We start from the raw sequence: 20,859 nt of genomic DNA on the forward strand, positions 1-20,859 counted from the left end.
CTCGATGGCGGCGCCGGCGCCGACAAGCTGATCGGCGGCAGCGGCGATGACCTCTACTTGGTGGACGCGGCCGGCGACGTGGTGACCGAGTTGGCGGGCGAGGGCGCGGACACCGTGTGGACTTCGCAGGCGGCCTATACGCTGACGGCCAACGTCGAGAACCTGGCCTACACCGGCAAGGCCGCGTTCACCGGCGCCGGCAACGCGCTCGACAATATCATCGCCGGCGGCCATGCCGGCAACAAGCTCGACGGCGGCGCCGGCAACGATCAACTCATCGGCGGCGACGGCGCCGACAGCCTGATCGGCGGCCTGGGCGACGACACCTTCGTCGGCGCGAGCGGCAAGGACACCGTCGACGGCGGCGCCGGCACCGACCTGCTGCAAGGCCTGGGCAACTTCGCCGACTATGTCGTCACGCGGCCGACCTTGACCGACACGCTGCTGACCGACGGCGCGGGCAATATGATCACGTTGCGCGGCGTGGAAAACTTCGCCTTCGCCGACGGCGACAGGACGCTGGCGCAGGTGCAAGAGAATGTCCCCAGCCCGGGTAACGACAGCCTGTATGGCACCGACGCCGACGACGTGCTCAACGGCGGCCTCGGCGTCGACACGCTCAGCGGCGGCTTCGGCGACGACACCTATGTGCTGCTCAACGCGGCCGACGTGGTGCTGGAAAACGCCGGCGAAGGCGTCGACCTGGTCCAGGTGGCGCTGACGGCGGCGGGCACCTACACGCTGGCGGCGAACGTGGAGAACGCCACCGTGACGGCGGGCGCCGCGCTGGCGGTCAACCTCGCCGGCAATGATCTCGACAACGTCCTGACCGGCAACGCGGCCGCCAACACGCTGACCGGCGGCGCCGGCAACGACCGGCTCGATGGCGGCACCGGCGCCGACAAACTGATCGGCGGCGGCGGCGATGACCTCTATCTGGTGGACGCGGCTGGCGATGTCATTACCGAACTGGCGGGCGAGGGCACGGACACCGTGTGGACATCGCTGGCGACCTACACGCTCACGGCCAACGTCGAGAACGTGGCCTACACCGGCAAGGCCGCGTTCACCGCCACCGGCAACGCGCTCGACAACGTCATCACCGGCGGCCATGGCGGCAACAAGCTCGACGGCGGGGCCGGCAACGATCAACTCGTCGGTGGCAACGGCGCCGACAACCTGATCGGCGGCCTGGGCGACGACACCTTCGTCGGCGCGACCGGCAAGGACACCCTCAATGGCGGCGCCGGCACCGATGCGCTGCAAGGACTGGGCAACTTCGCCGACTACGTCGTTACCCGCCCGAACGCGGACGATGTCGTGCTCACCGACAAAGCGGGCAACGTGCTCACCGTGCGCGGCGTGGAATGGTTTGAATTTGCCGACGGTCCGCAAGCGCTCGACGGCGTGGTGTACAACGTCCCCAGCATCGGCAACGATCGCCTGTACGGCACCGCCGGCAGCGACACGCTGGACGGCGGCACCGGCGCCGATACCATGAACGGCGGCGACGGCGACGATACCTACGTCATCGATAACCTCGGCGATGTCATCGAAGAAGGCCAGTACTTCGGCAACGATGTGGCGTTGGTGGGGCTGGCCGTCGCCGGCACTTATACGCTGGCGGGCGATGTCGAGATCGCCAAGGTGACCTCGGCCGCGACGATCGCCGTCAACCTGACGGGCAACGACGTCGACAACCTGTTGACCGGCAACGCGGCCGTCAATACGCTGATCGGCGGCGGCGGCAACGATACCCTCGACGGCGGCGCCGGCGCCGACAAACTGGCCGGCGGCAGCGGCGACGATGTCTATCTGGTGGATGTGGCCGGCGATGTGGTCACCGAGCTGGCGCAGGAGGGCAGCGATACCGTGCGCACGTCGTTGGCGACCTATACGCTGGCGGCCAACGTCGAGAACCTGGCCTACGCGGGCAAGGCCGCTTTCTCCGGCACCGGCAACGCGCTCGACAACATGCTTGCCGGCGGCCACGGCGGCAACAAGCTCGACGGCGGCGCCGGCAACGATCAACTCGCCGGCGGCAACGGTGCGGACAGCCTGATTGGCGGCTCGGGCAACGACACCTTCAGCGGCGCCGCCGGCAAGGACACCATCGACGGCGGCGCCGACGTCGACGTGTTGACCGGGCTCGGCGCGCGCGCCGACTACGTCCTGACCCGGCCGACCGCCGACGACATCGTGCTCACCGACAAGGCCGGTAACGTGCTGACCGTGCGCAACGTCGAGTTGTTCGAATTTTCCGATGGCGCGCAGCTGCTCGAAACCCTGGTGTACAACGTGGCCAGCATCGGCAAGGACATGTTGGCCGGGACCGCCGGCGCCGACACGCTGGACGGGGGCGCCGGTGCCGACACCATGGACGGCGGCGACGGCGATGACACCTACATCATCGATAACGTCGGCGACGTCATCGTCGAGGGCCAGTATTTCGGCACCGACGTCGCGCTGGTGGCGCTTGCCACCACCGGCACCTATACGCTGGGCGACAACGTCGAGAACGGCAAGGTGACCTCGGCCGCCTCGGTCGCGGTCAACCTGACCGGCAACGACCTTGACAATCTGCTGACCGGCAACGCGGCCGCCAATACGCTCACCGGCGGGGGCGGCAACGATACCCTTGATGGCGGTGCCGGCAGCGACAGGCTGATCGGCGGCGATGGCGACGACCTGTACCTCGTCAACGACGCCGCCGACGTGATCACCGAGGCCCTGGACGGGGGCCGGGACACCGTGCGCACGTCGGTGGCCAGCCACACGCTGAGCGCCAACGTCGACGTGCTCATCTACACTGGCAAGGCGGCGTTCGCCGCCACCGGCAACGCGTCGGACAATGAGATCACCGGCGGCAACTTCGGCAACAAGCTCGATGGCGGCGCCGGCAACGACACGCTCATCGGCGGGACCGGCAACGACAGCCTGGCCGGCGGCGCCGGCGATGACGAGTTCTTTGGCGGCGGCGCCAATGACACCGTGGACGGCGGGCTGGGCCAGGACCGGCTGTGGATGCAGTCGGTGGCGCACGACCAGGTGAAGGTGACCCGCGTCAGCGCCTCCGACACCGTGCTGACCGATAGCGCCGGCAACACCGTCACGCTGCGCAATGTCGAAGTGGTGGCGTTCAGCGACGGCGACGCCGCGCTCGCCGACCTGTTGTACAACGTACCCAGCTCCGGCGCCGACCACCTGTACGGCAGCGGGGACGCCGACAGGCTCAACGGCGGCCTCGGCGCCGATACCCTCGAGGGCTTCGACGGCGACGACACCTATGTGATCGCCGACAAGGCCGCCGTCGTGCTCGAAGGCGTCAATGGCGGCATCGACCGCATCGAGGTGGCGCTGGCGTCGGCCGGGACTTACGTGCTGGCCGACAACGTGGAAATCGCCACCGTGACGACGGCCGGCGCGGTGGCCATCAACCTTGTCGGCAACGCCCTGGATAACCAGCTGACCGGCAATGCCGCCGCCAACACCCTGAGCGGCGGCGCCGGCAACGACACCATCGACGGCGGCGCCGGCAACGACCAGATGGCCGGTGGCGCCGGCAACGACATCTACGTCGTCGCCGAGAGCGGCGACGTGGTCGCCGAGCTGGCCGACGGCGGCGTCGACACGGTCATCACCAGCTTGTCAACCTACACGCTGGGGGCCAATGTCGAATTGTTGTTTTACGTCGGCAGCGGCATGTTCACCGCCGCCGGCAACGCCCTCGACAATTTCATGAGCGTACGCGACGGCGGTTCGAAGCTCGACGGCGGCGGCGGCGACGACTTCCTCGTTGGCGGCGCCGGCAATGACAGCCTGGCGGGCGGCGCCGGCAACGACGAGTTCGACGCGACGGCCGGCGTCGACACCATCGACGGCGGCGCCGGCAACGACACCGTGTGGGGCCTGGAAGCGTATGGCAACTACACCATCGTGCGCTTGAACGCGACCGACACCATGCTGACGCACTATTCCGGCGCCAAGCTCACCGTGCGCAACGTGGAGTCGTTCGACTTCGGCGGCGCCGTGATGTCGATGCAGCAGACGCTGGCCAACAGTGTCGGCCCGGGCAGCGACACCGTGTTCGGCAGCGCCGGCGCCGACATCCTCGACGGCGGCGCCGGCGACGACCTGTTGGTCGGCCGCGGCGGCGACGACCTGTACATGGTGTCCTCGCCTGGCGACATCACCTACGAAGAGTGGAACGGCGGCCATGACACGGTCGAAGTGGGGTTCGCGATGGCCGGCACCTACTACTTGGACGTCAATCTGGAGGACGCCCTGGCCACCGGCACCGCCGCCGTCAATATCGTCGGCAACTGGGAGGACAACTACCTGGGCGGCAATGCCGCCGCCAACAGTCTGCGCGGCAGCGACGGCAACGACACGCTGGTCGGCGGCGCCGGCAACGACACCATGGCCGGCGAAGCCGGCGACGACACCTATGTGGTGGCCGATAGCGGCGACGTGGTCAGGGAAATCGCTGGCGAGGGTTACGAGACCGTGTTTAGCAAGCTGGGCACTTATACCCTCACCGCCAACGTCGAGGACCTGGTGTATGACGGCGCGGTCGCCGGCGCCTTCTCCGGCAAGGGCAACGACGGCGCCAACCGCCTGTTCGCCGGCAACAGCACCGGGGCCACGCTCGATGGCGGCGCCGGCAACGACCTGCTGGTCGGCGGCGCCGGCAACGACAGCCTGCTCGGCGGCCTGGGCGACGATCAGTTCCAGGCCAGCGCGGGCAGGGACACCATCGACGGTGGCGCCGGCGTCGACACTTTCTATGGCATGAACGCGTTCTCGAGCTACAGCATCGTCCGCAGCAACGCCACCGACACCGTGCTGGCCGACGGCGAAGGCCATGTCTACACGGTGCGCAACGTTGAAAACTTCTACTTCGGCAGCGTTCTGAAGACACTGGCGCAGGTGCAGCAAAACACCGCCAGCACCGGCGCCGACCAGCTGTCCGGCACCGACGGCAACGACACGCTTGACGGCGGCGCCGGCGCCGACACGATGGCGGGCGGGAACGGCAACGATGTCTATGTGGTCGACAACGTCAACGACAAGGTCGTCGAAACGGCCGACGGCGGCCACGACGGGGCGCACGTGGCGCTGGGCGCCGCCGGCACCTACGTCATGGCCGCCAACGTCGAGTATGCGCTGGTCACGTCGGCGCCCGCCGCGGGCGCGGTCAACGTCACCGGCAACGAGCTCGACAACGAGATCACCGGCAATGCCGCCGCCAACAGGTTGATCGGCGGCGATGGCGCGGATGTGCTCGACGGCGGCGCAGGCAGCGACACGCTCACCGGCGGCGCCGGCGCCGACCGGTTCGTCCTCAACAACGTGCTCGGCACCGACACGGTCACCGACTTCGTCTCCGGCACCGACCATCTGGCGCTGAACCTGGCGGGGCTGGGCGTGGGCAATCGCGACCTGTGGCTCGACGGCGCCGCGCTGCGCGAGGCGCCGGGCGGCTTCGCGCACGACGCCGAGCTGGTGTTGTTCAGCGCCCGCGCGACCAGCGCCAGCGCCGCCAGCGCCGCCGCCGTGATCGGCTCGGCAAGCAGCGCCTACGCGCTTGGCGAGACCGCGCTGTTCGCGGTCTCGACCGGCACGGCCACCGGCTTGTACTTGTTCAGGTCCAGCGGCGCCGACGCGCTGGTCTCCGCCGCCGAGCTGACCCAGGTGGCTGTGCTGACCGGCACGCCAACCACGGTGCTGGGCGACTACATGATGTAACTCGCCGGCGCGTCGGCGTCGTCCGGCGTATGCGGGGCGGACAACGGCGTTCCGCCCCGCATGTTTTAAAGGTTGGTCAAGGCCGCACGAAATCGAGCAGCGCCGGCAGGCACCGCGTGGCGAGGTCGTAGCGCTCGACCACCGTTTGCCGGGCGGCCGCGCGCAGCCCGCGCAGGCTGTCGCGCCGCGCCAGCGTGTCGGCCACGGTGGCCGCCAGCGCCGCGTGGTCGAAGAAGTCGACCAGCAGGCCGTTGCGGCCGTGTTCGATCATTTCGCGCACCGGCGCCGTGTCCGAGGCGACGATCAGGCAGCCGCAGCTCATCGCCTCCATCAGCGACCACGACAGCACGAACGGATAGGTCAGGTAGGTGTACACCGCCGCCACCTGCATCAATTGCGTCAGCACCGCGTGCGGCACCTTGCCGACGAAATGGACGCGTCCGGCATCGATGCGGTCGCCCACCTCGTCGCGGAAAATCTGTTTCCACCTCTGGCCCGCCGGCGGGCGGGCGCCGTAGCTGACGCCGTCGCCGCCGACGATGACCACCTGCGCGTTGGGCCGCCGCTCGAGCAGTTCCGGCAGCGCGCGCATGAAGACGTGATAGCCGCGATATGGTTCCAGATGGCGCGCCACGAACACCACCACCTCGTCGCCGGCGCGCAGGGTCAGGCCGGCCGAGCGCAATTGCACCCAGGCGCGGGCGTCGGGCCGGAAGCGCGCGGTGTCGATGCCGTCGTGGATCACCGAGATGCGCCGGCGGAACCAGTCCGGATGGCGGTCGCGCTGGAACAGCGTCGGCGACAGCGCGCCGTCGGCCGCCGACATGGCGTGCAACAGATGCGTGTTGCGCAGCCTGAGCCGCTGCACCGCCGCCGCGTCCGGCCGCGAGAACTCGGGATCGAAGAACGCGTCGCCGCCGTCGGCCTGGTAATAGTACTCGGCGTAGATCAGCAGTTTGGCGTCGGGAAAAACGTCCTTGACGAACAGCGCCTCGCCCCAGCCCGGATGGGCGACGACCACGTCCGGCGCGAAACCCTGGTCCTTGAGCGCGTGCAGGGCGGCGGCGGCCGATTCGCCGCGCAGCACCTTGCCCTGCAAGTCCTGCCACGGCGCCGGGGCGACGGGCCGGGCGCGCGCGTCGACCGCGTGGCGCACGTAGCGCACGCCGGGCGTGGCGACGGCCGGCGCGCACATGCCGAGGCCGACCACCTCGTGTCCCAGCGCCGCCAGCGCCGGCGCCAGATGCCGGAACTGGCCGGGGAAATTTTGGTGGATGAACAGATATTTGTGGCGTGCTTGCAAGGCGTGACCTATGGGGTGGGCGGCGTGTACCGGGCAGTATACATTGCCGGCAATCATCAAGGCTTGTCGGGCCGGCGCTGCGGTTCGTCGCGCGCCGCCCGTTGTTGGGTATAATCGTTGCATTATCCGCTCGCCGGGCCGCCGCGTCTGCGTTCCGCACCCGCCTCCTTCCCTCACTAGAAAAAATTACTCTTCATGGCTTCTTCCAACGATAACGTCAGCATGGCGCTGTTCTGCGATTTTGAAAACGTGGCGCTCGGTGTGCGCGACGCCAACTACGACAAGTTCGACATCAAGCCGGTGCTGGAGCGCTTGCTGCTCAAGGGCAGCATCGTGGTCAAGAAGGCGTATTGCGACTGGGACCGCTACAAGGCGTTCAAGGCGCCGATGCACGAGGCCAACTTCGAGCTGATCGAGATCCCGCACGTGCGCCAGTCCGGCAAGAACTCGGCCGACATCCGCATGGTCGTCGACGCGCTCGACCTGTGCTACACCAAGTCGCATGTCGATACCTTCGTCATCATCTCGGGCGATTCCGATTTTTCGCCGCTGGTGTCGAAGCTGCGCGAGAACGCCAAGAAGGTGATCGGCGTCGGCGTCAAGCAATCGACGTCGGACCTGCTGGTGGCCAACTGCGACGAATTCATTTTCTACGACGACCTGGTGCGCGAGAGCCGCCGCGCCAAGCGCGACGCCGGCGAGGCCAGCAAGCCGGCCGTCAAGCGCTCGCCGGAAGAGGAGCGCGGCCGCCGCGAAGAGATGGACAAGCGCCGCAACCAGGCCGTGGAAATCGCCGTCAACACCTTCGAGGCGCTGGTGCTCGAGCGCGGCGACAGCGGCAAGATCTGGGCCTCGGTGCTGAAAGAGGCGATCAAGCGCCGCAAGCCGGACTTCAGCGAATCGTATTACGGCTTCCGCACCTTCGGCAACCTGATCGAGGAATGCAAGGCGCGCGGCCTGCTCGAATTCGGCCGCGATGAAAAATCCGGCGCCTACGTGTACCGCAGCAGCGGCGCGTCCAACGGCGCCATGCAGGGCGCCGCCGAATCGCAGGCGTCCGACCATGCCGGCGCCGACGCGCAGGAAGGCGGCAAGCAGGAATCGCGCCGCAGCCGCGGCCGCGGCCGCACCGCCGCCGAACGCTTCGCCGAACGCCAGGCCGAGCGCCTGGCGCAGCAGGCGCGCGCCGGGCAGGACGCCGACGACCGCAACCCCGACGACGACGCCGACGCCGACGCCGACCGGGCGGCGCCGGTGGTCGAGGCCTATGCCGCGTGGCAGGGCGCGCCGGAGCAGCCCTCCGACCAGCCCTCCGACCAGCCCGACGCGGCGCCGGACGCGCAGCCGTCGGCCCAGCCGGAAGCGGAGCGCAATCGCGGCCGCGGACGCGGCAATCGCGGCGGCCGCAAGCAGGGTGAACGCCAGGGCCAGGGCGGCGTCGCCGCCGCCGAGGCGCCGGTGGTGACGGAGATGGCGGTCGACCTGCCGTTCCAGCCGCCGGTCGCCGAAACCGACGACGACGTGGTCCAGGCCGCGCCGGTGGACGCGGTCGCGCCGGCGAAAAAGAAAAGCGGCGCCAAGCCGCCGGCGCGCAAGGTCAAGGCGGCCGCCAAGCCGCAGGCCGAAGAGGGCAAGCCGGCCAAGGGCGGCAAGGGCGGCAAGGGCCGCGCCGCGGCCGCCGCCGAGCCGGTGGCGCTTGCGGTGGAAGCGGCCGCGCCGGTGGTGGTCGAGGCCGAAGCGCCGTCCGCGCCGGCCAAGCCCGCCAAGCCGCGGGCGCCGCGCAAGCCGCGCGCGCCCAAGGCCGTCGCCGAGTCCGACGAGTAAGCCTAGGGGTCAGCCGACGGGCGATTAAGCAATTGGCGACGGCCGGGCAAGGGGCGGCGATGGATCGTATAATGACAACGTTACGATCTTATTAACCAGCGCGGCGGATGCCGCCACAAAGGTAGCCGCCTCATGCCCATCCTTGCCGCCCTCACGCTGTATCCGATCAAATCCTGCGCCGGCATCGCGCTGCAGGAGGCCACGCTGACCACGGCCGGCCTGATGACCGAGCAGATCTACGACCGCGAATGGATGGTCGTCGACACCGACGGCGTCGTCATGACGCAGCGCGAGCACCCGCGCATGGCGCTCATCACTCCCACGCTGAAAGCCAGCACGCTGGAGCTGCGCGCGCCCGGCATGCTGCGCCTGGAAATTCCGCTGGGCCTGCCCGACCCCGACCTGGCGCCGACCCTGTCCACGCAAATCTGGGACCACACCATCCTCGCCTACGACTGCGACGAGCTGACGGCCGAATGGTTCACCAAGGCCATCGGCGTGCCGTGCCGGCTGGCGCGCTTCCACGCCAACGCCACCCGCGCCGTCAGCGAGACCTGGACCAAGGGCGTGCCGGCCACCACCTTGTTCTCGGACGGCTATCCGATTTTGGTGGTCGGCGAATCGTCGCTGGACGACCTCAACGACAAGCTGCGCGGCGCCGGCCGCGCGGCGATCCCGATGAACCGCTTCCGGCCCAACCTGGTCATCGGCGGCATCGAGGCCTTCGAGGAGGACTACGCCGAGTCGTTCCAGATGGGCGACGCGCTGCTCAAACCGGTCAAACCGTGCCCGCGCTGCCCGATGCCGTCGATCGACCAGGCCACCGGCGTGTACGGCCCCGACCCGCTCGACATCATGCAAGGCTACCGCGCCAAGCCCGAGCTCGACGGCGCCGTCTGCTTCGGCATGAACAGCATCCTGATCACCGGCGACGGCCAACGTGTGCGCGTCGGCCAGGAAATCGTCGTTACACTGGCGTTTTAATGCACTTGGGCGGCCCCGGGGCATTCCCAAGCGGCACAACTTGGCGTAATGTTGCAATGACATGAAACCGGGTGAACAGTAAGGGCAACTATGACGCAAACCGCAACGGGCAAAGTAACGGCGCCGACCGACCACGCAACGCGCGCGAACGATCTGGCGGCCGAAAACCAGGCGCTGCGGGCGCGCATGGCCTATCTGCTGGAACAGGCCGAACGCAACCACTCGATCATGACGCGCCACCAGGCGTTCGACCTGAACATCGTCGGCGCGGCCAATTTCCCCGAGCTGGTCGGCACCATCTTCCGCGTGCTGCCGGTGATCTCCGAGCTCGACAGCGTGACCCTGACCCTGGTCGACGAGGGCGCCGACATCCGCGAGGTCATGCTCAAGCTCGACGTGGTGTTCGCCGATTTTCCCGGCCTGATCTTCGTCGAGGAGCTCGACGGCCTCGGTTTCGAGCTCGGCCAGCGCGGCCCGGGCGCGCCGCCGCCCAAGCCGCTGCTGGGCATGTACGACGCCACGCGCCACGCGCGCCAGTTCCCCGACGCGCCGGCCGGGCTGCAAAGCGTGGCGCTGGTGCCGCTGCTGCGTAACAAACGCGTCATCGGCGGGCTGAACCTGGGCAGCCGCGACCCGACCCGCTTCACCCCCAGCCTGGGCACCGACTTCGTCGAGCACATGGCGTCGATCATCGCCATCTGCCTGGAAAACGTCATCAGCAACGAGATGCTCAAGTACATCGGCCTGACCGACTCGCTGACCGGCGTCTACAACCGGCGCTACATCGACCGCCGGCTGCTCGAGGAGATCGCCCGCGCGCGGCGCCAGGCGTATCCGATCTCGTTCATGTACATCGACATCGACCACTTCAAGCGCGTCAACGACACCGTCGGCCACGGCGGCGGCGACGACGTGCTGCGCGAGGTGGCCACCCGCATCAAGGACGAGCTGCGCGCCTCGGACGCGGTGGCCCGCTTCGGCGGCGAGGAGTTCGTCGTGCTGCTGATCGACGCCAACCTGGAAAGCGCCGCCTTTGTCGCCGAGCGCATCCGCGCGAGCGTGGCCGGCACGATGATCGCGCTGTCGCCGGAACTGCAATTGTCGGTGACGGTGTCGATCGGCGTGGCCTGCCTCGAGCCGGGCCACACCGACGGCGACCCGGTCGCCGTCGCGCGCGCCTGGGTGGCGCAGGCCGACACCTTGCTGTACGCGGCCAAGGACGCCGGCCGCAACCGCGTGGTCAGCGTGGCGCCGCCACCGGCCGTGCCCTCTTCATAATGATAGTGGCGCCGGCGCCACCGGCGCCCACCCCGGCCACCTTGGAGCGGCGGCCTTGAGCCACCCGCGCCGCCTGCGGCGCTAGCGCAGCAGGCGGCTTTCCGCCCGCGCGACGGCGTCGGCCACGCCGCGCACCACCACCACGTCGCCCGCCGCCAGCATCATGTCCGGCCCCGCCTCGAGCTGGGCCTTGCCGCGCCGGATGGTGGTCACCTCGGCGCCGGACCCGGCCATGTCGATCTCGCCGAGCAGGCGGCCGACGGCGGTGGCGCCGCCGTCCAGCGTGACCGAGTGCAGCCGCTCGAGGTCGGCGTCCTCGCCGGCGTCGCTGCCGCCGCGGAAGTAGCCGCGCAGCGACGCGTAGCGTTCCTCGCGCGCGGCCTGCACCCGGTGCACCACGCGCCGCAGCGGCACGCCCAGCATCACCAGCGCGTGCGAGGCGAGCATCAGGCTGCCCTCCATCAGTTCCGGCACCACCTCGGCGGCGCCGGCCGCCTTCAGCCGGTCGAGGTCGGTGTCGTCGTGCGCGCGCACGATCACCGGCAACGTCGGCGCCAGCTCGTGCACCAGGTGCAGCACCCTGAGCGCCGACGGCGTGCTGGCGTAGGTGATCACCACCGCGCTGGCGCGGTAGATGCCGGCGGCGATCAGGCTCTCGCGCCGCGCGGCGTCGCCGTACGACACCTGCAGCCCGGCCGCCTGCGCCTCCTGCACCCGCTCCGGGTCGAGGTCGAGCGCGTGGTATTCGATGTTTTCCTCGCCCAGCAAGGTGGCCAGGCTCTGGCCGCTGCGCCCGAAGCCGGCCACGATCACGTGCTTGCTGGTGGACATGGTGCGGCTGGCGATCTTGGTCAGCGCCAGCGATTGCATCATCCATTCGTTGCTCGACACCTTCATGACGATCTGGTCCGACTTGGCGATCAGGAACGGCGCCACCAGCATCGACAACACCATCGACGCCAGCACCACCTGGATGATGAACGGGTCCATCAGCTTGCTGCCGCCGGCCAGGTTGAGCAGCACGAAGCCGAATTCGCCGGCCTGCGCCAGCGCCAGGCCGGTGCGGATCGACACGCCGTCGGACGAGCCGAACAGCTTGGCCAGGCCGGCGATCAGCGCGAACTTGAGCAGCACCGGGCCGCCCAGCAACACCAGCACCAGCCACCAGTTCTCCAGCACCAGGCGGACGTTGAGCAGCATGCCGATGGTGATGAAGAACAGTCCCAGCAGCACGTCGCGGAACGGCTTGATGTCCTCCTCCACCTGGTGCCGGTATTCGGTCTCGGAAATGAGCATGCCGGCCACGAAGGCGCCCAGCGCGAGCGACAGCCCGGCGCGCTCGGTGATCCAGGCCGCGCCCAGCGTGACCAGCAGCAGGTTGAGCATGAACAGCTCCTGCGAGCGGCGCTTGACGACGATGGTGAACCAGCCGCGCATCAGGCGGTGGCCGACGAACAGCAGCAGCGCCAGCACGATGACCGCCTTCAGGCCGGCCCAGGCCAGCGTCTCGACCAGCGCGTCGGGGCGCTGGCCCAGCGACGGGATCAGGATCAGCAGCGGCACCACGGCCAGATCCTGGAACAGCAGGATGCCGATGATCTTGCGCCCGTGTTCGCTTTCAAGCTCGAGCCGCTCGGTCAGCATCTTGACCACGATCGCGGTCGACGACATCGCCAGCGCGCCGCCCAGCGCGAACGAGGCTTGCCAGCTGATCTGGATGGAAGGGGGCAGCTGGGTGGCGATGGCCCAGCCGAACAGCATGGTGGCGACGATCGTGAACACCACCTGCGCCATGCCGAGCCCGAAGACGATGCCGCGCATGGCCATCAGCTTGGGCAGCGAGAATTCGAGGCCGATGGAGAACATCAGGAACACCACGCCGAACTCGGCCAGCCCGTGGGTGGCCTCGCTTTGCTCGGCCCAGCCCAGCGCGTGGGGGCCGATCAGGATGCCGACGGCCAGGTAGCCCAGCATCGGCGGCAGGTGCATCATGCGGAAGGCCACCACGCCCAACACGGCGCTGCCGAGCAGTATCAGGGTTAATTCCAGGGGTGAAAACGTCATTTCAACATAGCCAGTAGAATAATATTTAGTGGTTCATCGCCGGGCAGGGCGTTATGTTTTGACTGGCAAGTTTTTTGCTTTCTCAATTCGGCTATACTTGGGTATGAGTGTAACCCATGAAAAAACAATGCTGAAAGCTTTTGACGCAAAAACGGCCGGGCACGCGTTGCGGCTGGCCCGCGAAACGTTGCAAAACGAGGCCGACGCCATCGCCGCGCTCGACGCCCGCCTGGGCGACGACGACAGCGTCGTGCGCGCCATCGAATTGTTGCTGAACTGCAAGGGCAGGGTGGTGGTGTCGGGCATCGGCAAGTCCGGCCACATCGGCCGCAAGATCGCCGCGACCCTGGCCTCGACCGGCACGCCGGCGCTGTTCGTGCACCCGGCCGAGGCCGCGCACGGCGACCTCGGCATGGTCACCGCCGACGACGCCTTCATCGCCATCTCGTATTCCGGCGAAAGCGCCGAACTGATGACGATCTTGCCGGTGGTCAAGCGCATGGGCAGCAAGGTCATCGCGATGACCGGCAAGCCCGGCTCGAGCCTGGCCGGCATCGCCGACGTCCACCTGAACGTGGCCGTGGCCAAGGAAGCCTGTCCGATGAACCTGGCGCCGACGACGTCGACCACGGTCACCCTGGCGCTGGGCGACGCGCTGGCCGTCGCGCTGCTGGACCTGCGCGGCTTCCGCGAAGAGGATTTCGCGCGCTCGCACCCGGGCGGCGCGCTGGGCCGGCGCCTGCTGACGCACGTGCGCGACGTCATGCGCAGCGGCGACGACGTGCCGAAGGTCGGCGCCGACGTCAAACTGACCGACGCGCTGCTGGAGATCACGCAAAAGGGCATGGGCATGACCGCCATCGTCGACGCCGACGGCAAGCCGCTCGGCGTGTTCACCGACGGCGACCTGCGCCGCATGATCGAGAAGGTCCAGGACTTCACCAAGGTGGTGATCCGCGACGTCATGCACCCGCATCCGCGCAGCATTTCGCCGGAGAAACTGGCGGTCGACGCCGTGGCCGTGATGGAGCAATACCGCATCAACCAGATGCTGGTGACCGACGCCGACGGCAAGCTGGTCGGCGCGCTGCACATCCACGACCTGACCCGTGCAAAGGTGATTTAATGACCGAACTGACTTATGTGGAACGCGCCGCGCGCGTCAAACTGATGATCTTCGACGTCGACGGCGTGCTCACCGACGGCAGCCTGCATTACGGCGCCGACGGCGAGGCGTTGAAGACCTTCAACGTCTACGACGGCCTGGGCATCAAGCTGCTGCAGGAGTCCGGCGTGCAGACGGCGATCATCAGCGCGCGCGTGTCGCCGCAGGTGGCCAAGCGCGCCGCCGACCTCGGCATCGGCTTCGTGCACCAGGGCGGCCACGACAAGCTGACGCCGTTCAACGCGCTGCTGGAAAAGACCGGCCTGACGGCCCAACAGGTCGGCTTCATCGGCGACGACATCGTCGATTTGCCGATCCTGACGCGGGTCGGCTTGGCGGTGGCGGTGCCGGGCGGGCGCAAGGAGGTGCTCGAGCGCGCCCACCACGTGACGGTGGCGCACGGCGGGCGCGGCGCGGTGCGCGAAGTGTGCGAGCTGCTGCTGCACGCGCACGGCACGTACGAGCGCGTGCTGGCGCAGTTCATGGTGTGACGGAGCCCGATCATGCGTAAACGAACAGCACATCGCTGGCAGCTGACCCTGACCATGATGATCGGCGTGTTTGTCGCCGTCGGCAGCTTTTGGCTGGTGCAGGTGGTCAACCAGTCCGGCCAGGAGCAGCAGGCGGACCAGTTCCTCAACGAGCCGGACTACATCATCGACCGCTTCAGCCTGGTGCGCATGACGAAGGAGGGCAAGCCGGCCTACATCATCTCCGGCGACAAGCTGACCCACCGGCCGGTCGACGACTCGTCCGATATCGACAAGCCGTTCCTCAACAGCCTGTCGGGCCGGCAGCCGCCGATGACGATCCACGCCGAGACCGCGCGGGTCGACCAGAACAATACGCGTGTCACGCTCAACGGCAACGTCGACGTGGTGCGGCCGGCGTCGCCGCAGGCCGAGCCGATGCGCCTGCAAACCAGCACCCTGACCGTGTTCCCGGACGAGGAACGGATGGAAACGAAGGCGCCGGTGCAGATGAAGCTGGGCAGCACGACCTCCAGCGGCACCGGCATGAAAACCAACAACGCGACGCGCCAGCTGCAACTGGGCGGACGCGGAACGATCACGATGCCGCCGAAGGCGCCACGTTAAAACGAAGATGAAGGACAACATGATGAAAAAACTGATACTGTCGGCGGCGCTGCTGCTGGCCGCGCTGGGCGCGGCCCACGCCGAGAAAGCCGATTCCAACAAGCCGACCGAGATTTCCTTCGACAACCTCGACGCCGACGACGTCAAGCAGATCAAGACCTTCACCGGCAACGTCGTGCTGACCCGCGGCACCTTGCTGATGAAGTCGCCCAAGGCGGTCGTCACCGAAGACCCGGAAGGCTACCAGCTGGTGGTGCTGACCGGCGCGCCGGGCGTGCAGGCGACGTTCCGCCAAAAGCTCGACGGCGCCGGCGACCAGTGGGTCGACGGCCGCGCCGACCGCATCGAGTACGACGGCAAGACCGAGCTGGTCAAGCTGTTCTCGAAGGCGCAGATCAAGAAACTGGAAGGCAGCAAGACCGCCAGCCAGGTCGACGGCGAGTTCATCTCGTATGACAGCCGGCGCGAATTCTTCGCCGTCAAGAACACCGCCAGCGGCGAGAGCAAGCCGGGCGCCGGCCGCAGCACGATGGTGATCCAGCCGTCGGCCAAGCAGGCGCCGGCCACTCCGGCGGCGGGGAAATAAGCATGGAACCTAGCTGCGGTAGCACCCTGATCGTACGCGGCCTGCAAAAGACCTACGGCAAGCGCCAGGTCGTGCATGACGTCTCGCTGCAGGTCGAATGCGGCGAGGTGGTCGGCCTGCTCGGCCCCAACGGCGCCGGCAAGACCACCTCGTTTTACATGATCGTCGGCCTGGTGCCGTCGGACGCCGGCACCATCGACATCAGCGGCGTCGACATCTCCTCGCTGCCGATCCACCGCCGCGCCTCGCTCGGCCTGTCCTACCTGCCACAGGAAGCTTCGGTGTTCCGCAAGCTGACCGTGGAAGAAAATATCCGCGCCGTCCTCGAAATCCAGAAAGTGGACGGCAAGCCTTTATCCAAGGCTGCCATTGATGAACGGCTCAATACCCTGCTGGCCGATTTGCAAATCGAAAAGCTGCGCGAAAACCAGGCGCTGTCGCTGTCCGGCGGCGAGCGCCGCCGCGTGGAGATCGCCCGCGCGCTGGCCACCAACCCGCGCTTCGTGCTGCTCGACGAACCTTTCGCCGGGGTCGACCCGATTGCCGTCATTGAGATCCAGCGCATCGTGCGCTTCCTCAAGGAACGCAATATCGGCGTCCTCATCACCGACCACAATGTGCGCGAGACGCTGGGCATCTGCGACCGCGCATATATCATCAACCAGGGCTCGGTTCTGGCTTCAGGCCGACCGGACGACATCATCGCCGACGAGTCGGTGCGCCGCGTGTACCTGGGTGAACACTTCAGAATGTAATCGCGCCCCATGAAACAGTCATTGCAACTGCGCACGTCGCAGCACCTCGCGCTGACACCCCAGCTGCAGCAGTCGATCCGTCTGCTGCAGCTGTCCACGCTGGAGCTGCACCAGGAGCTCGAGCAACTGCTCACCGACAACCCCTTGCTCGAGCGCCTCGACGATCCGCTCGACCGTTCGCTGCGGCTGCTGTCCGACGGCGCCATCAGCCAGCAGGCGCCGTCCGGCGAGGCGCCGGCCGAAGGCCCGCCGAACCAGGACGCGCCCCCCGCCGCCGACGCCGACACCTACGACGGCCCGGCCGCCGATACCGAAAGCACCAGCAGCGAGGCCGACGTCGACTGGAGCGACGCCGGCCGCAGCAAGGCCCCCGACGACGAGGACGCCCGTCCGCAACTGGAGGCCAACCACTGCACGCTGCGCGAGCACCTGATGGAGCAGATGCGCGTGACGGTGCTGCAGATGCGCGACCGCGCGCTGGTCGAGCTGATCATCGACGCGCTCGACGAGAACGGCTACCTGGAGGAGCCGCTGGAGGAGATCCACGCGCGCCTGCCGGAGGAACTGGAAGTCGACCTCGACGAACTGCGCACCGCGCTGTCGATGCTGCAGAGCTTCGACCCGATGGGCGTGGGCGCGCGCAACGCCTCCGAATGCCTGGCGCTGCAGATCAAGCGCCTGCCCGGCGTCGCGCTGGTGACGCGGCGCATGGCGCTGACCATCGTCGAAAACCATTTGACGTGGTTCGCCCAGCGCGATTTCAACAAGCTGAAAAAGGCGCTGGCGTGCGACGACGAGGATCTGCGCGAGGCGCAGGCCGTCATCCGCCTGTGCAATCCGCATCCCGGTTCGGCGTTCGCCTCGGACGTGTCCGACTACGTGGTGCCGGACGTGATCGTCAAGAAGTCGCGCACCGGCTGGCAGGTCAGCCTCAACAACGACGTCATGCCGCGCCTGCGGGTCAACGCCATGTACGCCAACCTGCTCAAGCAGGGCAAGGGCGAGGGCGCGATGGGGGCCCAGCTGCAGGAAGCCAAGTGGCTGATCAAGAATATGCGCCAGCGCTTCGACACCATCCTGCGCGTGGCCCAGGCGATAGTAGAAAGACAAAAGAACTTTTTCTCGCACGGCGCCGTTGCCATGCGGCCCCTTGTGCTTCGCGAAATTGCTGATACACTGGGTTTACACGAGAGCACTATTTCTCGGGTGACGACTCAAAAGTACATGCTGACGCCGCACGGCATGTTTGAGTTGAAATATTTCTTTGGTAGCCACGTCGCCACCGAAGCGGGCGGTGAAGCGAGTTCGACGGCGATACGGGCACTCATCGTGCAATTGACAGGAGCTGAAGACCCTAAAAATCCTTTATCCGACAGTAAGATTGCGGACATGCTGGGGGAACAAGGCATGGTGATTGCGCGACGCACTGTTGCCAAATATCGCGAAGCGTTGAAAATCCCTCCGGTCAGTCTCCGCAAGTCTTTGTAGTTACTTGGTCACTGTGCGCCCGGCCGCAATGGGCGCGGCACTGACCGTAAGCGACATCTATCTTTAGGAGCGTGTATGAATCTGACCATCAGTGGACATCATCTCGAAGTGACCGCGGCCATCCGCGAATACGTACAGAACAAACTGGAACGTGTCACTCGTCACTTCGATCAAGTTATTGATATTGCTGTCATTCTGACTGTAGATAACCTTAAAGAGAAATCGAAACGCCAAAAGGCTGAAATCAACCTGCGCATGTCGGGTAAAACCGTGTACGTGGAAAGCCTGTCGCAAGACCTGTACGCCGCGATCGACACCCTGGTCGACAAGCTTGACCGGCAGGTCATGAAATACAAATCCAAAGTTCAGCAGCACGGCCACGATGCGATCAAGCATCTCCCGGATAGCTACGAACCCGCTGCCGCCGCCCTATAACAACGGCCTCCGGCACCATCCAACAAAGGGCGCAAGGGCGCCCTTTTTTGTGTCCGCGTCGTGCCGCGTACTTCGCTTCGATGAAAATCATTTATCCCGTTTCGGCGGTAGAATGGGTTTTTTTATCACGGGGCGGCGGCATCATGAGCGAATTGGTCCACACCGGCATCGTCAACGGCACCGGTTTCATCACGCTGGACCGGCCGAAGGCGTTGAACTCGCTGTCGCTGCCGATGCTGCGTACCATCACGGCGGCGCTGCTGGCGTGGCGCGACGATTCCGACGTCGCCGCCGTGGCCATCCGCTCCAGCAGCGACAAGGCCTTCTGCGCCGGCGGCGACATCCGCTTCTTCCACGACGCCGGCCGCGCCACGCCGCAAGCCGGCAGCGCGCTGATCGAGGATTTCTTCACCGAGGAATACGCGCTCAACCACCTGGTGCACAGCTATCCGAAACCGTACATCGCGCTGATGGATGGCGTGGTCATGGGCGGCGGCATGGGCATCGCGCAGAGCGGGCCGCACAGCCGGGTGCGCATCGTCACCGGGCGCACCAGGATGGCGATGCCGGAGGTGAACATCGGCCTGTTCCCGGATGTGGGCGGCAGCTATTTCCTGTCGCGCGCGCCGGGCGCGCTGGGGCGCTATCTGGGCGTGACCGGCGTGACGATAGGCGCGGCCGACGCGCTGTACGCGGGCCTGGCCGACCATTATGTGCCTGCGGACGAACTGGAGGTGCTGGACGCGATTTTGGAGTCGACCCCGGGCGCGGAGCTGGTCGAGGCGATCGCGGCCTTTGCGCAGCCGTTCAGGGGCGCCGCGGGGGCGGGCCGGCTGGAGGCCGAGCGGGACGCCATCGACCGCCACTTCGGCGCCGGATCGGTGCCGGCCATCGTCGCCTCGCTGGCGTCGGACGCGGGCGCGTTCGCGCGCGAAACGGTGCGCGCGATGGCGAGCCGGTCGCCGTTGATGATGAGTGTCACGCACGAGTTGATCCGGCGTGGCGCGGCGTTGGACATGGCGGGCTGCCTGCGCCTCGAGCGCGCGCTGGTGCGGCGCGTGTTCGCGCATGGCGAGGTGTTGGAAGGCGTGCGCGCGCTGGTGGTCGACAAGGACAACGCGCCGAGGTGGAATCCGCCGTCGCTGGAGGAGGTGACCGGGGAAATGGTGCGGGGGCTGTTCGAGCCGGTGTGGCCGGATTACGCGCATCCGTTGCGCCATCTTTGACCGCCGGCCACCGGCATCAAAAAACCCTGGACGCCGTGTTACTGTTCTCGGTGGCGCAGGACCACGCGTTCGTTGGGGTGGAAATACGCCGCCAGTTTCTCCGCCATATACACCGACCGGTGCTGTCCGCCGGTGCAGCCCAGCGCCACCGTCAGGTAACTGCGGTTGTCGGTCTTGAAGAACGGCAGCCACTTCTCCACAAACGCACGGATATCGCCCATCATCTCGATGGCGCTTGGCTGCGCGTCGAGAAAGTCGATGACCGGGGCGTCGCGCCCGGTCAGCGGGCGCAACGTCAAATCGTAGTAAGGATTCGGCAGCGCCCGCACGTCGAACACGAAATCGGCGTCCATCGGCACGCCCAGCTTGAAGGCGAACGATTCGAAGAACAAGGTCAGCGGCGCCCCTTCGCTGGCGACCAGGTCCTTGACCCAGGCGCGCAGCTTGTTGGCGCTCAACTCCGACGTATCGACCACATGGCCCAGTTGTTCGATGGCCGAGAGCCGCTCGCGCTCCTCCATGATGCATTCGATCAAGGTGCGGCGCGCGGCCGGGTTCTGCCCGGGCCGCAACTCGTGCGACAGCGGATGGCTGCGGCGCGTCTCCGAGAAGCGCGCCACCAGCGAGTGCGTGTTGGCGGTCAGGAACATGACCTTGACGTCGTGCCCTTCCTCGCGCAGGCGCTTGACGTCGGCCGGCAGCGAGGCCAGCGATTCGGCGCTGCGGGCGTCGACCGCCACCGCCAGCGCCTGCAGGCCTTCCTCGGCCAGCGTCGAGACCAGGTTCGACAGCAACGCCGGCGGCAGGTTGTCGACGCAATAGTGGCCGGTGTCTTCCAGTACGTTCAAGGCCACCGATTTGCCGGAGCCGGATATGCCTGTGATGAGGACGATACGCATGATGGTT

Annotated in this window: 15 protein-coding genes; 12 read left to right on the top strand and 3 right to left on the bottom strand. The window is 67.3% G+C overall.

Features of this window, described 5'->3' with window-relative positions; all coding sequences use genetic code 11:
• Positions 1 to 5,748, top strand: a 5,748-nt coding sequence (locus BMX85_RS31470) for a calcium-binding protein (RefSeq protein WP_304529062.1), incomplete at its 5' end; no start/stop codon positions are given.
• A 76-nt stretch (positions 5,749 to 5,824) separates the two neighbouring features.
• On the opposite strand, the gene BMX85_RS26810 is transcribed toward BMX85_RS31470, so the two are convergent.
• Positions 5,825 to 7,051: a glycosyltransferase gene (locus BMX85_RS26810; RefSeq protein WP_229210685.1), complete on the bottom strand. Its 1,227-nt coding sequence runs from the start codon at positions 7,049 to 7,051 to the stop codon at positions 5,825 to 5,827.
• A 195-nt stretch (positions 7,052 to 7,246) separates the two neighbouring features.
• Between BMX85_RS26810 and BMX85_RS26815 the strand changes: the two genes are divergently transcribed.
• The 3 genes from BMX85_RS26815 to BMX85_RS26825 all read left to right on the top strand — a co-directional run bounded on the left by BMX85_RS26815 (position 7,247) and on the right by BMX85_RS26825 (position 11,137).
• The gene (locus BMX85_RS26815; protein WP_090326176.1) at positions 7,247 to 8,875 is read left to right on the top strand and encodes an NYN domain-containing protein; all 1,629 of its coding nucleotides are present in this window, start codon (positions 7,247 to 7,249) and stop codon (positions 8,873 to 8,875) included.
• 132 nt (positions 8,876 to 9,007) lie between these two features.
• Positions 9,008 to 9,859 carry an MOSC domain-containing protein gene (locus BMX85_RS26820; RefSeq protein WP_090326179.1) on the top strand — a complete coding sequence of 284 codons (852 nt, stop codon included), beginning with the start codon at positions 9,008 to 9,010 and terminating at the stop codon, positions 9,857 to 9,859.
• A gap of 90 nt (positions 9,860 to 9,949) precedes the next feature.
• Entirely contained in the window at positions 9,950 to 11,137 is a 1,188-nt protein-coding gene (locus BMX85_RS26825; RefSeq protein WP_090326185.1) for a GGDEF domain-containing protein, read from the top strand.
• Between the two features lie 81 nt (positions 11,138 to 11,218).
• Here BMX85_RS26825 and BMX85_RS26830 read toward each other — a convergent pair whose 3' ends face one another.
• Positions 11,219 to 13,201, bottom strand: a complete 1,983-nt coding sequence (locus tag BMX85_RS26830; RefSeq protein ID WP_090326189.1) for a monovalent cation:proton antiporter family protein — start codon at positions 13,199 to 13,201, stop codon at positions 11,219 to 11,221.
• A 127-nt stretch (positions 13,202 to 13,328) separates the two neighbouring features.
• On the opposite strand from BMX85_RS26830, the gene BMX85_RS26835 reads away from it, so the two are divergent.
• The 8 genes from BMX85_RS26835 to BMX85_RS26870 all read left to right on the top strand — a co-directional run bounded on the left by BMX85_RS26835 (position 13,329) and on the right by BMX85_RS26870 (position 19,953).
• Positions 13,329 to 14,327, top strand: coding sequence for a KpsF/GutQ family sugar-phosphate isomerase (locus tag BMX85_RS26835; RefSeq protein ID WP_090326193.1), 999 nt, complete (start codon positions 13,329 to 13,331; stop codon positions 14,325 to 14,327).
• On the top strand, positions 14,327 to 14,857 hold the full coding sequence (locus BMX85_RS26840) for a KdsC family phosphatase (protein WP_090326200.1): 531 nt from the start codon (positions 14,327 to 14,329) through the stop codon (positions 14,855 to 14,857). Before BMX85_RS26835 ends, BMX85_RS26840 begins: the two co-directional genes overlap by 1 nt.
• Positions 14,858 to 14,869: 12 nt before the next feature.
• Entirely contained in the window at positions 14,870 to 15,463 is a 594-nt protein-coding gene (lptC, locus tag BMX85_RS26845; RefSeq protein WP_090326204.1) for an LPS export ABC transporter periplasmic protein LptC, read from the top strand.
• A gap of 22 nt (positions 15,464 to 15,485) precedes the next feature.
• A complete protein-coding gene (gene lptA / locus BMX85_RS26850) occupies positions 15,486 to 16,049 on the top strand; it encodes a lipopolysaccharide transport periplasmic protein LptA (RefSeq protein WP_090327028.1) in 564 nt (187 codons plus the stop codon).
• A 2-nt stretch (positions 16,050 to 16,051) separates the two neighbouring features.
• Entirely contained in the window at positions 16,052 to 16,804 is a 753-nt protein-coding gene (gene lptB / locus BMX85_RS26855) for an LPS export ABC transporter ATP-binding protein (RefSeq protein WP_090326208.1), read from the top strand.
• Positions 16,805 to 16,813: 9 nt separating this feature from the next.
• The gene (locus BMX85_RS26860; RefSeq protein ID WP_090326213.1) at positions 16,814 to 18,292 is read left to right on the top strand and encodes an RNA polymerase factor sigma-54; all 1,479 of its coding nucleotides are present in this window, start codon (positions 16,814 to 16,816) and stop codon (positions 18,290 to 18,292) included.
• A 75-nt stretch (positions 18,293 to 18,367) separates the two neighbouring features.
• Positions 18,368 to 18,727 carry a ribosome hibernation-promoting factor, HPF/YfiA family gene (gene hpf, locus BMX85_RS26865; protein WP_090326216.1) on the top strand — a complete coding sequence of 120 codons (360 nt, stop codon included), beginning with the start codon at positions 18,368 to 18,370 and terminating at the stop codon, positions 18,725 to 18,727.
• A gap of 143 nt (positions 18,728 to 18,870) precedes the next feature.
• Positions 18,871 to 19,953, top strand: a complete 1,083-nt coding sequence (locus BMX85_RS26870; protein WP_090326220.1) for an enoyl-CoA hydratase/isomerase family protein — start codon at positions 18,871 to 18,873, stop codon at positions 19,951 to 19,953.
• 38 nt (positions 19,954 to 19,991) lie between these two features.
• Here BMX85_RS26870 and rapZ read toward each other — a convergent pair whose 3' ends face one another.
• A complete protein-coding gene (rapZ, locus tag BMX85_RS26875; RefSeq protein ID WP_090326224.1) occupies positions 19,992 to 20,852 on the bottom strand; it encodes an RNase adapter RapZ in 861 nt (286 codons plus the stop codon).
• Between the last annotated feature and the right edge of the window lie 7 nt (positions 20,853 to 20,859).

Source organism: Duganella sp. CF517 (assembly GCF_900110275.1).
Lineage (GTDB): Bacteria > Pseudomonadota > Gammaproteobacteria > Burkholderiales > Burkholderiaceae_D > Rugamonas.

Excerpts from the sequence above, each read along its gene's own strand:
- BMX85_RS26860 (WP_090326213.1), top strand. The coding sequence starts at position 16,814 with ATGAAACAGTCATTGCAACTGCGCACGTCGCAGCACCTCGCGCTGACA.
- BMX85_RS26825 (WP_090326185.1), top strand. The coding sequence starts at position 9,950 with ATGACGCAAACCGCAACGGGCAAAGTAACGGCGCCGACCGACCACGCA.
- BMX85_RS26835 (WP_090326193.1), top strand. The coding sequence starts at position 13,329 with ATGCTGAAAGCTTTTGACGCAAAAACGGCCGGGCACGCGTTGCGGCTG.
- BMX85_RS26820 (WP_090326179.1), top strand. The coding sequence starts at position 9,008 with ATGCCCATCCTTGCCGCCCTCACGCTGTATCCGATCAAATCCTGCGCC.
- rapZ (WP_090326224.1), bottom strand. The coding sequence starts at position 20,852 with ATGCGTATCGTCCTCATCACAGGCATATCCGGCTCCGGCAAATCGGTG.
- BMX85_RS26815 (WP_090326176.1), top strand. The coding sequence starts at position 7,247 with ATGGCTTCTTCCAACGATAACGTCAGCATGGCGCTGTTCTGCGATTTT.
- lptB (WP_090326208.1), top strand. The coding sequence starts at position 16,052 with ATGGAACCTAGCTGCGGTAGCACCCTGATCGTACGCGGCCTGCAAAAG.
- lptC (WP_090326204.1), top strand. The coding sequence starts at position 14,870 with ATGCGTAAACGAACAGCACATCGCTGGCAGCTGACCCTGACCATGATG.
- BMX85_RS26830 (WP_090326189.1), bottom strand. The coding sequence starts at position 13,201 with ATGACGTTTTCACCCCTGGAATTAACCCTGATACTGCTCGGCAGCGCC.
- hpf (WP_090326216.1), top strand. The coding sequence starts at position 18,368 with ATGAATCTGACCATCAGTGGACATCATCTCGAAGTGACCGCGGCCATC.
- BMX85_RS26870 (WP_090326220.1), top strand. The coding sequence starts at position 18,871 with ATGAGCGAATTGGTCCACACCGGCATCGTCAACGGCACCGGTTTCATC.
- BMX85_RS26840 (WP_090326200.1), top strand. The coding sequence starts at position 14,327 with ATGACCGAACTGACTTATGTGGAACGCGCCGCGCGCGTCAAACTGATG.
- lptA (WP_090327028.1), top strand. The coding sequence starts at position 15,486 with ATGAAAAAACTGATACTGTCGGCGGCGCTGCTGCTGGCCGCGCTGGGC.